The following is a 15,194-nucleotide window of genomic DNA, read 5'->3' as shown; positions in this document are numbered from 1 at the left end:
TTAAATCTTCTATGTATACAATATATTTACTGAATATACGTTGTATATTTAAATCAGTTTAGGTATGATAAATGTGTAATATTCATTTCAGATAGGATGGTGCAAGTTATGACAAGTGTTGCTGCAAAGCATGCAAAAGGAAAAAAATTAAAAGACGTAATCTTCGTAACTGCTGGTCAAGCTCAAGCTGATGCTAAAGAAAATGGCCGTGAGAATGTTGTGAATGGTACGTTGGGTGCTATTCATGATGAAGAGGGAAACTTAGTTTTTCTTAAGACCGTTAAAGAAGAATATTTGAGTCTTTCGGATTCTGAACATGTTGGTTATGCACCAATTGCGGGTATTCCAGATTTTTTGTGTGCTGCTGAAAAAGAATGTTTTGGTAATTTCCGTCCAGAAGGTCATATTCGTAGCATTGCTACCGCAGGTGGCACTGGTGGCATTCATCATTTGATTCATAACTATACAGAGCCTGGTGATGAAGTATTAACAGCGGATTGGTACTGGGGTGCATACCGTGTTATTTGTAGTGATACTGGACGTACACTAGTTACGTATTCCTTATTTGATGAACATAATAACTTTAATCATGAAGCATTCCAAAATCGTGTAAACGAATTGGCGGCTAAACAAACAAATGTGGTTGTTATCTTTAACACACCAGGTAATAACCCAACCGGCTACTCTATTGAGGATAAAGATTGGGATTCTATCCTTAATTTCTTGAAGGATTTAGTTGCTATTGGTCGAAATAATGTGATTATTGGTATTGATGTAGCATATCTTGATTACTCTGGTGAAAAAGATGAGGTACGTGCGTTCTTCAATAAATTTAGTCATTTACCAAAAGAAATTCTCACCTGTGTGTGTTATAGCTTATCTAAAGGATTTACTATGTATGGTCAGCGCGTTGGTGCGATGATTGGGATCTCTGATGATGAAGAAATAGCTGATGAGTTTTTCGAAGTTAACAAATCTACAAGTCGTGCCACATGGTCCAATATTTGTCGTCCCGCAATGCGTACAATGGCTAATATTGTGGCTGATCCAGCTAAGTTTAAGGAATATGAAGCTGAACGCAATTGCTATTATCAATTAATTCGCGATCGTGCTGATATCTTTAAACAAGAAGCAGCACAAGTAGGACTTCCTATGTTACCTTACCGCGGTGGCTTCTTTATTACAATTCCTACAGACTCTGCGAATGCTATCTGTGAAGAATTGAAAAAAGAGCACATCTATGTGATTGCATTAGCAAATGGTATTCGTATAGCAGCATGCGGTATTCCTAAATGTCAAATGACAGGTCTAGCTGAGAAAATTTATAATGCCATGAAAAGTCTTGGTAAATTATAATAGATAAGTAAGTTATACTAAAAACCACTTGATACATGTATCAAGTGGTTTTTAGTATGTAGATATAAATTTGATTGAATAAATATAAAAGGATATTAGTAATGTAATCAAATTTGTTTATTTCTTACATTAGTGAATATTCTTATGCTCTTTAATGTCTTGATCAGCTTCTTTTGCCAAATCTTCGAGAGCTCGTTTAGGAACTGTTCGTTCACCTGTTTCTGGGTCCACAAATTCAACGCGGTCTAAGGTGCTTGTAATTTGCCCTCGAATGAAGCTTAAGTAGATTTCATATAGTTCTTTTTTTTCTGCTAATTCTTCTGGTGTTAATTCTTGACCAGATTTTTTCTTTGCAGCTAGTTCGTTTATTCGATTTATTGTATCGTTAATATTACTCATATGCGCCTCCTGTATTCTATATTAGAATAGCATGTTTTATTATAACATAGAACTTAATGAATACGTATGGTAAGATATAAGTTGTACGCGTCTGTACTTTCACAGGTGAGAAAGGAGAACTGTATGCGTGTAACAAAAGCGATAAAGGCAGAGCAGTTGAAACTGTTACAAGAGCATTATTTTGATGCAAAACCTGCCCTTGAGTATACAAATGAATTTGAATTATTAGTTGCTGTAGTTTTGTCTGCACAATGTACGGATGAACGGGTTAATATTGTTACTAAACGACTGTTCCCAGAACTTAATCATCCTGCAAAGATGCTTGAAATCGGAGTTGCTAAGTTAGAGACTCTCATTAAAGATTGCGGTCTTTATAAGTCCAAGGCAAAAAACTTAATTGCTACTTGTCAAATTTTAGTTGACCGATATCATGGAGAGGTGCCTCGTGAGTTTGATCAACTCGTTGAATTGCCTGGTGTGGGGCGTAAAACAGCAAATGTTGTGGTATCCGTTTTATTTGGTACACCAGCCATTGCGGTAGATACACATGTATTTCGCGTGTCTAACCGATTAAAATTAGGTATTGCTAAGACGCCAGAAGAGATGGAACAAAAGTTACAAAAGGCAATTCCAAAAAAGGACTGGGCTGCTGCACACCACTGGTTAATCTATCATGGTCGTAGATTGTGTAAGGCTCGTAAGCCTTTGTGTAATGAATGTTTTTTAAATCATCTATGTCCTTCAGCCGGAAAGGTTTAATATGAAAGAAAATAACGAAGAATTTATTGCCCTTTGTGCTAATCATGGTATTGAGGGAATTGATATTGTAAATGAGTTAATGCGTTTTAAAGTGCTAGATCAATTGATTTCTAGTAATGCTAGCTCCCGTGAGTGGGGTGTAACGGCAGATGATTTATATGCGTTAGCAGAAAAATCCACAGTAGAATCCTTTGGTCCTGTACCATATGATTTGAATACATTCCAAGCTCTTTATGGACCATCCTTTAGAGTGGAATTGTTTGATTTTATTAGTGACACAGGCATTTTAGAAGGTCTAGATGTAGGCACTATTTGGGAAACTCCTGTTCGTGAAAGTATCGAGGCTCATAGTAAAACGGGAGAATTGGTTCTGTATGCTTATGTAGAAGAATATGCAGGCATGGTTGAAGAGATTCTTCAATCTTATGAAGATAAAAAAGTCGTTCTGTATACGGCATCTCCCGTGTGTTATAGCATTTTGACACGTTTATATCCGATGGCTCAAATCATTAATCAATGGCCTCATCGTAGCTATTTTGACCATATCTTTACAGGCACAGTTGGTATGTTCCAATCCTCTGAAGATATTGTAGAAGAGGTCGCTAACGGATTACATAACTTGGTTCCAGAAGGGACTGCTCAATTATTCTTACCTGCTACAATGGCACAAAATCAATTGGGCTTAAATAATATGGCGTTGCAATTTTTCTTGAACCAAAAACGAGTAGAAGCTATACGGGAATGGACTCCATTAGGGGCTTATGAAATCGTATATGGTAAATACGATGTAAAAAAAATGCGTGTTGGTCTTCGTGAACGTGTAGGGGATGAGTGGAAAACAATTAATTATATTCCATTACCTCATGGCGTATTTGCGCAATTGCCAGTATTTACGGTATTAAATTATGGCTTGTCCTTGCGTTCTATTTTGTTGCCCGGCAGTCAAACGGACGTAGCCTTAGGTCAAGATGGTATTTATTGCATTGATAGCCGTGTATCTGAATTAGGTCGCACTGCTCTTATTGAAAGTGGAGCTTATTTTCTTACTTTTAAACGTCATACTGATCATATTGATGTAGATATTACGACAGAAGCGCCTGTAGATGATATGTACTGGATGTTCCCAGATGCTGAATTAGCATATATGTGGTATGCCTATTTCTGCAGCACTACGGGTCAAACATTGATTCAAGAAATCTCCATGCTCGTTCAAACAGATGAATCCTTTGGCTATATGCTTAGTAGCGTACGTCGTCGCATATTAGATGTAAAGGATGAGACCCAACTAATTGAATCTGTACAGGCTGCTGACGAGGCATATATTAAGGCTGTTACGGAGGCTACAACGAGTTGGAAAGAGACCGTAGATTCATTAGGTGCACAAGTTATGCCACCTACAGCTTCTATTGATATTGAAGATTATAGTGACTATAAAAAAGAATTGTAAATCATATAATTTTGGTTTAAAATATATCGTATCCTAAAAAATATGAACTACTAAATATAGTAGATACGAAACATAGCATATGAATATGTAAGAAAGGAGGACCTATGGCAGTTATTAATTTTGAAATCTTCAAGGTTATTGGTACTTTATCTGAAGATAAAGATGGTTGGAAAAAACAATTAACATGTACTAGTTGGGGAAAATACAATCCTAAGTTTGATCTTCGTGCTTGGGATAGTGAATATACAAGCATGAAAAAAGGTATTACCCTTTCTTTAGAGGAGCTTATTGCATTGCGTGACATCCTCAATGAAAGCGACTTGGAAGCTATTTTAGCTGAGGCTATTGAAGAAAAGCAAGCATCCAAGGAATAGTATTGGTTACTTGCATTTGTGCAGGTGTCATGCTATAATCTATAAGAATAATATTGATTGCTGGAAAGAGGTGTATAGAATGAAACAAGGTATTCATCCAGACTATAAAGAAGCTACAGTAACTTGCGGTTGTGGCAACACATTCAAAACTGGCTCTGTAAAAGAAGACCTTCGTGTAGACGTTTGCTCCAAATGCCATCCGTTCTTCACTGGTCAACAACGTGCGGCTCAAGCTCGTGGTCGTATTGAACAATTTAACAAACGTTACGGCAAATAATTTGTATTGTAATGTAACATGTATTGGCAGGGCTGTTGGCTCTGCCTATATTTGTTTATGAGAGGAGATCTTGTGAACAGAGAACGTATAAAAAAGTTTGTCGGAGGACAGGCTGTGATCGAAGGTGTCATGATGAGAGGCCCTGGCTATACGGCAACTGCCGTACGTGAGCCTGCGGGAACTATTGTAGTTCAAAAAGAGGCTACAAAGTCCATTGCTGACACATATCCAATATTGAAAAAACCATTTCTTCGTGGCTGTGTAGCTCTCTATGAATCTCTAGTGATAGGCATGAAGGCTTTATCCTTCTCTGCTAAGGCTGCTGGCGATGAAGAGGAAGAAATGTCTAATAGTGAAATCGCCATTACCATGGTCATTTCTACACTGTTTGCGATAGCTGTGTTTTTGGCATTGCCTACATTTATCGTAAAATTCATTCCTGGTGTACAAGATAATCATATAGTATTAAATCTCATTGAAGGTGTCATTCGTTTAATACTTTTCTTACTTTATATTTGGGGGATTGGTCTTACGAAGGATATTCAACGAGTTTTCCAATATCATGGTGCAGAGCATAAAACGATTCATACTTATGAATTAGATTTGCCTTTAACTGTAGAAAACGTTCGCCAACAAAGTCGCTTGCATGCGCGATGTGGTACAAACTTCTTACTTATTGTTATGGTAGTTAGTATCTTTGTATTTGCTTTCTTGGGTTGGCCCAATTTGTTGGAACGTATCGTGAGCCGCGTACTCCTTATGCCTGTAGTAGCTGGTATTGCGTACGAGGTAATTCGTCTTGCTGGACGTAGCGATCATTCTTTTGTGAAAGCTCTTATTAAACTAGGTCTTGCGTTACAATATATGACAACGCGTGAACCAGAAGATGATCAAATTGAAGTTGCTATACGAGCTTTAGAAGAGGTCCGTCCACCTGAGAGTGACGCATATGAAGAGGAATAAACATGTTAGTTGATAAATTACAAGTTATTGAAGATAAATTTATGGATCTTGAGCAGCGCATTAGTGACCCAGAGGTCATTGCTCGCCAAGATGAATGGCGTAAATTGACCCGTCAACATGCTCAATTATCTGAAACCGTTGAAACGTTCCGTACTTACAAAAAAGTTTTATCTGGTATTGATGAAGCTATGGAAGTTATTGAAGATAAATCCATGGACGAAGAATTCCGAGAAATGGCTCAAGAGGAATTGAAAGAGTTAAAACCTCAAAAAGAGGAATTGGAAGAAAAGTTGCAAGTTCTATTATTGCCTAAGGATCCTAATGATGATAAAAATATTATCATTGAGATTCGCGGTGGTGCTGGCGGTGATGAAGCTGCATTATTCGCAGGCGACTTGTTCCGTATGTACACAAAATATGCGGAAAGCCAAGGCTGGCGTTGTGAGATTATCGATGCTAATGAACCAGAGCTTGGTGGCTTTAAAGAGGTTATTTTCTCTGTGGATGGTGAAAATGTATACTCTAAGATGAAATTTGAATCTGGTGTACATCGTGTACAACGTGTACCGGCTACAGAAACACAAGGCCGTGTACATACATCTACAGTTACAGTAGCCGTATTGCCAGAGATGGAAGATGTTGATATTGAAGTTAATGAAAAAGATTTAAAAATTGATACATATCGTGCGAGTGGTGCCGGTGGTCAGCATATCAATAAAACAGAGTCTGCTGTTCGTATTACACACTTACCATCTGGTATCGTTGTAGCGTGTCAAGATCAACGATCTCAATTACAAAACCGTGAAAAAGCTATGCGTGTATTGCGTGCTAAGTTACAGGATCAAGCTGAACAAGAGGCCATTTCTAGTATGGCTGCAGATCGTAAGAGTCAAGTCGGCACAGGTGATCGTAGTGAACGTATTCGCACCTATAACTACCCACAAGGTCGTGTCACAGATCATCGTATTAATTTAACATTATATAAATTAGATGCTATTTTAAATGGCGATCTTGATGAAATTATTCAAGCCTTAAATGCTGCAGACCAAGCGGCAAAAATGCAGGAGGCTAATACAAATGCATAAGGAGATTTGGACAATCGGTCGTATTCTCCAGTGGACAGAGCAGTACTTTCAAAGCAAGGAGATGGATACACCTCGACTTGATGGGGAAGTACTGCTTTCTCACGTTTTAGGTAAAGATCGGATTTATCTATATACCCATTATGACCAACCGCTTATTCAAGACGAGCTCGATGCCTTTAGGCCTCTCGTTCAACAACGAGCTAAGGGACATTGTGTAGCGGCTATCATTGGGGAAAAGGACTTTATGGGGTTGACCTTTAAAGTGAATGATAAGGTATTAATTCCACGACCTGATACGGAAACCTTGATTGAGCATGTACTAGGTACTTATCCAAAAGATAGTAATCTGCGTATTCTTGATGTATGCACAGGCCCTGGGACAATATTATTAAGTCTGTTACATTATTTGCCAAATTCTAGTGGTGTTGGTTTAGATATCTCCACAGATGCTTTACCGGTGGCACGCGAAAATGGTGAGTCCTTTAATTTATCTGACCGAGTACAATTTATGGAATCAGATATGTTCCACACTTTATATGGAAAAAAAGAGAAATTTGATCTTATTGTTTCTAATCCGCCATACATTCGAACTGGTGATTTAAAGATGTTGTCTCCAGATGTGTTAAATGAGCCTCATATTGCATTATTTGGTGGAGAGGATGGACTTCAATTTTATCGAATCTTAGCTAAAGAATGTAGAAATTATTTAAACGCTAATGGCCGTGTGGCGTTTGAAGTAGGCTTTGACCAAGCAGAAGAGGTAGGTGCTTTATTGCAAGAAACAGGTCAATATTCGAATATTCATTTTATAGCTGACCTCGGTGGTTATAACCGCGTAGTGACAGCTGTATATGAGGGCTAATATGGATACTAAAATCATTACAAATCCATCAGAACAAGATATAGATACTTTAGCCCGTGCTTTGCGCAATGGTGAATTGGTATCTATACCTACAGAAACTGTATATGGATTAGGTGCTAATGGGTTAGATCCGGAGGCGATGGATAAAATCTACACCGCTAAAGGTCGCCCTTCCGATAATCCACTTATTTTACATGTTCCTAATAGTGAAAGTATAAAACCTTTAGTAACAGAGGTTTCAAATACGGCACAATTATTAATGGATACATTTTGGCCTGGTCCGTTGACAATCACATTGCCTAAATCAGATTTAGTGCCAGATCGTGCTACAGGCGGGTTACCTCGTGTTGCTTTACGTTGCCCTGATCATGAGCTTTGTCGAGCTTTACTAGAGCGTGCTGGTGTACCTATAGCGGCTCCTAGTGCTAATATATCTGGACGGCCAAGTCCCACAACGGCACAAGATGTTTATCATGATATGAAGGACCGTATTTCCTATATTTTAGATGCTGGTTCATGTACGATTGGTGTAGAGTCTACTGTGGTGGAAGTTCATGATGATAAGGTCATTATATTGAGACCTGGTGGAATTACAAAAGCACAGCTAGAAGATGTTGTGTCTACTGTTGAGTATGATACTGCTCTCGTTAATGCAACAACTAAGCCAAAGGCTCCTGGTATGAAGTATACCCATTATGCTCCTGATGCACCTATGACAGTTGTTGTAGGCAGTCCAGAAGATGTAGCAAGTACTTTCAAAGAGCTTTCTGCAGAGGTAGAAGGTCCCATAGGTTGTTTGGTAAGTCATGAAACGTATAACTTGATTAAAGAGGATACACGCTTTATATGTCATTGTTTTGGACATCATAGTGATGCTTTATCATTAGGTCATGACTTTTACAAAAGTCTATTACATTTTAATGAAAATCATGTTACCCTAATCTTGGCAGAAGGTGTTGATGATGACGGTTTTGGTGTTGCTATTATGAATCGTATGGAGAAGGCATCGAGCCATCATATCATTTATAAGTAAATTTACTAGCATAAAAATGTCCACTGATAATAGAAATATGTCTTTACATATTGGATGAATTTGCTATAATGTATAAAGTAATCACAAAATGTGATTAAGTAAGGATGTTATTATGAATATTTTATTTGTGTGTACCGGTAACACTTGCCGTAGCCCTATGGCTGAAGGTATTACACGGGCACTTGCAGCGGAGCAACATAAGGATGTTACCACTGTATCGGCTGGGTTATTTGCCGCTTATGGCGCAAAACCAACTGAACAAGCCGTGGAAGCCGTCCGTTCCATTGCAGATATTTCTGATCATGAGTCGAGACCATTGACGATGGAACTCGTGAATGCAGCAGATCTTATCATTGGTATGACGAAAGATCACAAATCTGTACTACTTCGCCAATTCCCATTTGAGGAAAGTAAAATCAAAACGATTTCCGAGTGGGGTGGTCAAGATGGTGATGTTACGGACCCATATGGATCTGATCAAACCGTATATAATCAATGTGCGGAACAAATTTATCACTTAGTAGAGGCTGGTCTTACATCAGTGCCTCAGAAGGCGTAGGAGATGAAATTATGAAAGTTGCAATCGGTTGTGATCATGGCGGATTAAATTTAAAGGCATCCGTTAAGGAATTGTTAAATGCATTGGGACATGAAGTAGAGGACTTTGGCTGTCATACAGCTGATTCTTGCGACTATCCTGATATTGCTGTACCTGTAGCAAATGCAGTTGTATCTGGTCAAGTAGACAGAGGTATTTTGATTTGTGGTACTGGTATTGGTATCGGTATTGCAGCAAATAAGATTGCAGGTATTCGCGCTGCTCTTTGTCATGATACATTCTCTGCCCATGCATGTCGTGAACATAATGACGCTAATATTCTCACAATGGGGGAACGCGTTATCGGCCCCGGCCTTGCAAAGGACATCGTTACTATTTGGATGGCAACGGATTTTGAAGGTGGCCGTCATGAACGCCGTGTGGAAAAGATTAAAGCCTTAGAGAAGTAATACATCGTTACCTTATACGCATATATTTACATGAGGAGGATACTTATGAGTTTCTTAGAAAAACAAGACCCTAATATTCAAGCTGTTATCAATCAGGAGTTGGCACGTCAACGTGACAAATTGGAAATGATTGCTTCTGAAAACTTCGTTTCTCAAGCAGTAATGGAAGCTCAAGGTAGCGTATTAACAAACAAATATGCAGAAGGGTATCCTGGTAAACGTTATTATGGTGGTTGTGAAAATGTTGATGTTATTGAAACATTAGCTATTGAACGTGCAAAACGCTTGTTCGGTGCAGAACATGCTAACGTGCAACCTCACTCTGGTTCTCAAGCAAACTTTGGCGTGTATTTCGCATTATTACAACCAGGTGATACTATTGTGGGCATGAACTTGTCCCATGGCGGTCACTTAACTCATGGTTCCCCTGTTAACGTATCTGGTACATATTTCAACGTAGTACCTTACGGTGTAGATGCAGAAACACAACAAATCGATTACGATGAGTTCCGCAAGATTGTCTTGGAAGCAAAACCTAAATTGATTATTGCCGGTGGTAGTGCTTATAGCCGTCAAATCGACTTCAAAAAAATGGCTGATGTAGCTCATGAAGTTGATGCTATCTTCATGGTAGATATGGCTCACTTCGCAGGCCTTGTAGCAGCAGGTTTACATCCAAATCCTGTAGAATATGCTGATATCGTTACTACAACAACTCATAAAACATTGCGTGGCCCTCGTGGTGGTATGATTCTTTGCAAAGAAAAGTATGCTAAAGCAATCGATAAAGCCATTTTCCCTGGCATCCAAGGGGGTCCTTTGATGCATGTTATCGCTGCTAAAGCCGTAGCATTTGGTGAAGCTTTACAACCTGAGTTCAAAGTATATGCACAACAAGTCATCGACAATGCAAAAGCGTTGGCTGCAGCATTGCAAGAAAAGGGCTTAACAATTGTTTCTGGTGGTACAGATACTCATGTTATGCTTGTAGATGTTCGTAATACTGGTTTAACTGGTAAAGAAGCTGAACACTTACTCGATGAAGTAGGTATTACATGTAATAAAAATACAATTCCATTTGATCCAGCTAGCCCATTTGTAACAAGCGGCATTCGACTTGGCACGCCAGCTCTTACGACACGTGGTTTGCAAGTGAAAGATATGGAAGAAATTGCCGATATTATTGCAGTGGTTCTTAAAAATCCTGAAGATAAATCGGTCCATGAAGAAGCTAATAAACGTGTCGCTACACTTTGTGAAGCGTATCCATTGTACTAATCGATTACATTAAAATTACATTATATATTTATAGTCCTATAAGTTTATAGGTAGTATAAAAGGGGTGTGCCCTCGGCACATCCCTTTTAATATTTTTATGGCATGATTTTCTAATCTGTGATAGAGTAAATATGATAGTTAATAGCTAGAATGGGATATGTATATTGTTTTATAGGAGGACAGTCATGAAAGTTAATGTTATGACACATCCATTGATTCAACACAAAGTTACATTGATGCGTGACGTACAAACCGGCTCTAAAGATTTCAGAGAACTACTTGATGAAATTACTATGTTGATGGGGTATGAAATTACACGCAACTTACCACTTGAGGATGTGGAGGTAGAAACACCATTAACTAAAATGATTGGCAAACGAATTGCAGGTAAAAAATTGGGTATTATTCCAATTCTTCGCGCTGGTCTAGGTATGGTAAATGGTATGCTTAGTTTAATTCCAACTGCAAAAGTTGGTCATATCGGTTTGTACCGTGATCCTGAAACTTTGAAACCAGTAGAATACTACTGTAAACTACCATCTGACGTAGGCGAACGTGACTTTATCGTAACTGATCCAATGCTTGCTACTGGAGGAAGTGCAGCAGCAGCTATTACATTGTTAAAAGAAAAAGGAGCTAAGCATATTAAGTTAATGTGCTTAGTGGCTGCTCCTGAAGGTGTAGAGGCTGTAAATAAAGAACATCCTGATGTACCTATTTATGTAGCAGCACTTGATGAAAAGCTTAATGATCATGGTTACATCTTGCCTGGCTTAGGTGATGCAGGTGACCGTATCTTCGGTACAAAATAAAATACAATAAAGTAAAACGATATATTAAAATATAATAAGAGGACATGACGACATATTATTAGATTTGAAATAATAACAAATCATCTAAGGCGTATGTCGTTTTCTCTTATTTAGGGTTGAATAAAATTTACATAAGGTATACAATACAAGTGTAAAAGTATTTTTTTATTTTAGGTGGGACGGATTTTGTTCACATGGGACGAAAAACGATTCATACGATCCAAACGGGTAAAGGAGGGACCCGATGAACGAATTTCTAATGATATGTGAACGTATTGTTCCTGAAATTGTTAGCGTATTGAAGGAGCGATACAAAATACTAAACCACCTTGTTTATGAAGAGCCTATAGGCCGTAGGACATTAGCTACTGCAACGGACCTTCCTGAGCGAACCGTACGAAGTCATATTGAGTTAATGCGTGCTAATGGTCTTGTAGACATTTATAAACCAGGGATTTTTCTCACTGATGAGGGACATGCAATTGTTCCAAAGTTGCGAAATTTTTTAAATGAGCTAGATCGTATTAACGAGCTAGAACATCGATTGACTGAAGCACTTCATATCGATAGGGTTATCATCACTCCTACTGAAGGAACCTTGATGGTTAAAAAGTTAGGTTTTGCAGCAGCAAAGCTATTACAGGAATTATTAGAGCCTGACTCTGTAGTTGCCATCAGTGGTGGCAGTACAATGGCTGCAGTAGCTGAAGAGATGCCAGTATTACCATTTAATCCTATTGTTGTACCTGCCCGGGGTGGCGTTGGTGAGGTAGTGGAGTACCAAGCTAATGTAATCGCTTCTGTGTTAGCTGAAAGACTTCGCGGGTCCTATAAGATGCTCCATTTACCTGATGGACTTTCACAAGACTCATTACATATGCTCATGACTTGTGAACCGCAAATTAAAGAAATTGGAGATCTCATTAGTAGGACTGACGTACTATTATTTGGTATTGGTACTGCAATGCGCATGGCAGATCAGCGCCATATTGCTGATGATGTGCGTAAGCAGTTGATAGATAATCATGCGGTAGGTGAAGCACTTGGTCAATATTGTGACATTGAGGGTAAGTTAATTTATTCTACTAATAATATTGGTTTATCACTTCCTGATGTAGTAAAGGTTCCCAATGTTATTGCTGTAGCTGGTGGACAAGAAAAAGCGAATGCTATTATAGGTGTGATGCGAGCTTGTCAAAAAGGTATACTCATAATTGATGAGCAAGCAGCGGAGGGGATGCGTCAATTGTTACAAATTTCTGCCTTATAGGCGAATTAGTAGTTATAAATTTTAGTTTGAATTTGGTTAGAATTTTTGTTATTAGGAGGATCTAACAATGGCAGTAAAAGTTGGTATTAACGGTTTTGGTCGTATTGGTAAATGTGTAGTTCGCGCAGCGATTAATAATCCTGACGTTGAGGTTGTAGCAATTAATGCAACTGGTGATAATGAAGGTACTGCATTATTGTTAAAATACGACTCCGTACATGGTACAATTCCTAACGAAGTAACATTCGACGAAGAAAATATCTATGTTGATGGCAAAAAAATCCGCGTATTCCACGACCGCGATGCTTCCAAATTACCTTGGTCTGAAGAAGGCGTAGAAATCGTAATTGAATGTACAGGTAAATATCGCGATGCAGAAGAAGCAAAAGTTCATTTAGAACAACCTACAGTTAAAAAGGTATTGATTTCTGCACCTGGTAAAAATGAAGACTTAACTATGGTTATGGGTGTTAACCAAGATATGTACGATCCTGCAAAACACCATATCATCTCCAATGCATCTTGCACAACAAACTGTTTGGCTCCATTCGCTAAAGTATTATGCGATGAATTCGGTATCAAACGCGGTATGATGACTACAATTCATTCCTACACAAATGACCAAAAAATTCTTGATGCACGTCATAAAGACCCTCGCCGTGCTCGTGCTGCAGCAATGTCCATCATTCCTACAACAACTGGTGCAGCAAAAGCTGTTGCTAAAGTATTGCCTCAATTAAAAGGTAAATTAGATGGCTTCGCATTGCGCGTTCCTACTCCAGACGTATCTGCAACAGATCTTGTTTGCGAACTTGAAAAACCGGCTACTAAAGAAGAAATCAATGAAGCATTCCGCAAAGCAGCAGCTGGTGAATTAAAAGGTATTCTTGGTGTATCTGATGTACCATTGGTATCCTGTGATTTCAGCTCTGATCCTCGTAGCTCCATTGTTGATGCTGATTTGACAATGGTTATGGATGGCAACATGGTAAAAGTTGTTTCTTGGTATGACAACGAATGGGGTTACTCCGAACGTCTTATCGACATGGCCGCATTTGTAGCAAGCAAAGGCTTATAATCAGGAGGCTTTGATGAAACAAACAATTGAAGGTTTACAAGTAGCTAATAAAACAGTATTTGTTCGTGTTGATTTTAATGTTCCTATGAAAGATGGTGTCATCACTGATGACACTCGTATTCGTAGTGCATTACCTACTATCAATTACTTAATCGAAAAAGGGGCAAAGGTTATCCTTGCTTCTCACTTTGGTCGTCCTAAGGGAGAACGCAAACCAGAAATGTCTTTGGCACCATGTGCTAAGCATTTATCTGACCTTATCAACAAGCCTGTAGCATTCGTAGATGACTGCATTGGTCCTAAAGTTGAAGAAGCTGTAAAAGCATTACAATCTGGTGATGTATTGATGCTTGAAAATTTGCGTTACCACAATGAAGAAACTAAAAATGACCCTGAGTTTGCTAAGCAATTGGCATCTCTTGCAGATGTTGCTATCAATGATGCGTTTGGTGTATCTCACCGTAATGCGGCATCTGTAGTCGGTATTGCTGATTATATCCCTATGGCAGCAGGTTTCTTGCTCAAAAAAGAAATTGACGCATTAAGTGCAGCTATAGTACATCCCAAAACACCTATGGCAGCTATTATTGGTGGCGCGAAAGTTACAGATAAAATCTCCGTTATTTCTAGCTTATTGCCTAAAGTTGATGTAATGATCATCGGTGGCGGTATGGCTAATGCGTTCATTAAAGCACAAGGTTGTAATATTGGTAGCTCCTTATTTGAAGAAGGTCAAGAAGTTATTGCTACAGACCTTGTTATGGAAGCTCGCGTAGCAGGTGCTAAATTACTGACACCTATCGATGCTGTAGTTGCAGATGCTTTCAGCAACGATGCTAATACTAAAATTGTAGATGTTGATCAAATCGAAGACGGCTGGATGATATTAGATATTGGGCCTAAAACCCGCGAACTTTATGTAGAAGCATTGGCGCCAATGAAGACTATTATTTGGAATGGTCCTATGGGCGTATTTGAAATGGAAAACTTTGCAGCTGGTACAAATGCAGTAGCGAAAGCTGTAGCTGAATCTGATGCGATGACTATCGTTGGTGGTGGCGACTCTGTAGCAGCCATTGAAAAAAGTGGTTTAGCAGATAAAATTAGCCACATCTCCACAGGTGGCGGTGCATCTTTAGAATTCTTAGAAGGCAAAATTCTACCGGGTATTGCTGCATTGTCCGAGGCATAAT

General features: G+C 38.8%; 17 protein-coding genes. 16 read left to right on the top strand and 1 reads right to left on the bottom strand.

Features of this window, described 5'->3' with window-relative positions:
• Window positions 1–108 precede the first annotated feature (108 nt).
• Complete coding sequence (locus VPAR_RS05590) at window positions 109–1,356, top strand: aminotransferase class I/II-fold pyridoxal phosphate-dependent enzyme (protein ID WP_012864505.1); 1,248 nt, start codon at window positions 109–111, stop codon at window positions 1,354–1,356.
• 129 nt (window positions 1,357–1,485) lie between these two features.
• Here the strand turns inward: VPAR_RS05590 and VPAR_RS05585 are convergent, their stop codons facing one another.
• Window positions 1,486–1,755: a DUF896 domain-containing protein gene (locus VPAR_RS05585; RefSeq protein WP_012864504.1), complete on the bottom strand. Its 270-nt coding sequence runs from the start codon at window positions 1,753–1,755 to the stop codon at window positions 1,486–1,488.
• A 123-nt stretch (window positions 1,756–1,878) separates the two neighbouring features.
• On the opposite strand from VPAR_RS05585, the gene nth reads away from it, so the two are divergent.
• The 15 genes from nth (at window position 1,879) to VPAR_RS05510 (ending at window position 15,193) form a co-directional block, all read left to right on the top strand.
• Window positions 1,879–2,514 carry an endonuclease III gene (gene nth, locus VPAR_RS05580; RefSeq protein ID WP_004696192.1) on the top strand — a complete coding sequence of 212 codons (636 nt, stop codon included), beginning with the start codon at window positions 1,879–1,881 and terminating at the stop codon, window positions 2,512–2,514.
• Window position 2,515: 1 nt separating this feature from the next.
• Window positions 2,516–3,961 carry a hypothetical protein gene (locus VPAR_RS05575; RefSeq protein ID WP_012864503.1) on the top strand — a complete coding sequence of 482 codons (1,446 nt, stop codon included), beginning with the start codon at window positions 2,516–2,518 and terminating at the stop codon, window positions 3,959–3,961.
• 104 nt (window positions 3,962–4,065) lie between these two features.
• Window positions 4,066–4,335, top strand: coding sequence for a YdbC family protein (locus VPAR_RS05570; RefSeq protein WP_004696187.1), 270 nt, complete (start codon window positions 4,066–4,068; stop codon window positions 4,333–4,335).
• 79 nt (window positions 4,336–4,414) lie between these two features.
• Window positions 4,415–4,612, top strand: a complete 198-nt coding sequence (gene rpmE, locus VPAR_RS05565) for a 50S ribosomal protein L31 (protein ID WP_004696185.1) — start codon at window positions 4,415–4,417, stop codon at window positions 4,610–4,612.
• A gap of 57 nt (window positions 4,613–4,669) precedes the next feature.
• Window positions 4,670–5,575 (top strand): DUF1385 domain-containing protein, encoded by a 906-nt coding sequence (locus VPAR_RS05560; RefSeq protein WP_042466781.1) that lies wholly within the window; start codon window positions 4,670–4,672, stop codon window positions 5,573–5,575.
• A gap of 2 nt (window positions 5,576–5,577) precedes the next feature.
• A complete protein-coding gene (gene prfA / locus VPAR_RS05555) occupies window positions 5,578–6,660 on the top strand; it encodes a peptide chain release factor 1 (protein WP_004697261.1) in 1,083 nt (360 codons plus the stop codon).
• Window positions 6,653–7,522 (top strand): peptide chain release factor N(5)-glutamine methyltransferase, encoded by an 870-nt coding sequence (gene prmC, locus VPAR_RS05550; RefSeq protein ID WP_012864501.1) that lies wholly within the window; start codon window positions 6,653–6,655, stop codon window positions 7,520–7,522. Before prfA ends, prmC begins: the two co-directional genes overlap by 8 nt.
• A 1-nt stretch (window position 7,523) precedes the next feature.
• Complete coding sequence (locus VPAR_RS05545; protein ID WP_012864500.1) at window positions 7,524–8,555, top strand: L-threonylcarbamoyladenylate synthase; 1,032 nt, start codon at window positions 7,524–7,526, stop codon at window positions 8,553–8,555.
• Window positions 8,556–8,667: 112 nt separating this feature from the next.
• Entirely contained in the window at window positions 8,668–9,114 is a 447-nt protein-coding gene (locus VPAR_RS05540) for a low molecular weight protein arginine phosphatase (RefSeq protein WP_004696171.1), read from the top strand.
• A gap of 11 nt (window positions 9,115–9,125) precedes the next feature.
• Window positions 9,126–9,563, top strand: coding sequence for a ribose 5-phosphate isomerase B (rpiB, locus tag VPAR_RS05535; protein WP_012864499.1), 438 nt, complete (start codon window positions 9,126–9,128; stop codon window positions 9,561–9,563).
• A 45-nt stretch (window positions 9,564–9,608) separates the two neighbouring features.
• Window positions 9,609–10,841, top strand: a complete 1,233-nt coding sequence (gene glyA, locus VPAR_RS05530; RefSeq protein WP_012864498.1) for a serine hydroxymethyltransferase — start codon at window positions 9,609–9,611, stop codon at window positions 10,839–10,841.
• A gap of 185 nt (window positions 10,842–11,026) precedes the next feature.
• Window positions 11,027–11,653 carry a uracil phosphoribosyltransferase gene (gene upp, locus VPAR_RS05525; protein ID WP_004696164.1) on the top strand — a complete coding sequence of 209 codons (627 nt, stop codon included), beginning with the start codon at window positions 11,027–11,029 and terminating at the stop codon, window positions 11,651–11,653.
• Window positions 11,654–11,897: 244 nt separating this feature from the next.
• On the top strand, window positions 11,898–12,923 hold the full coding sequence (locus tag VPAR_RS05520; RefSeq protein WP_012864497.1) for a sugar-binding transcriptional regulator: 1,026 nt from the start codon (window positions 11,898–11,900) through the stop codon (window positions 12,921–12,923).
• A gap of 67 nt (window positions 12,924–12,990) precedes the next feature.
• On the top strand, window positions 12,991–14,001 hold the full coding sequence (gene gap, locus VPAR_RS05515) for a type I glyceraldehyde-3-phosphate dehydrogenase (RefSeq protein ID WP_012864496.1): 1,011 nt from the start codon (window positions 12,991–12,993) through the stop codon (window positions 13,999–14,001).
• Between the two features lie 13 nt (window positions 14,002–14,014).
• The gene (locus tag VPAR_RS05510; RefSeq protein WP_012864495.1) at window positions 14,015–15,193 is read left to right on the top strand and encodes a phosphoglycerate kinase; all 1,179 of its coding nucleotides are present in this window, start codon (window positions 14,015–14,017) and stop codon (window positions 15,191–15,193) included.
• Window position 15,194: the final 1 nt, after the last annotated feature.

The sequence above is a fragment of the Veillonella parvula DSM 2008 genome (assembly GCF_000024945.1).
GTDB lineage: Bacteria > Bacillota > Negativicutes > Veillonellales > Veillonellaceae > Veillonella > Veillonella parvula.
Note: the sequence above shows the minus strand (reverse complement) of the source record. Positions and strands in the feature narration are given on the sequence as shown.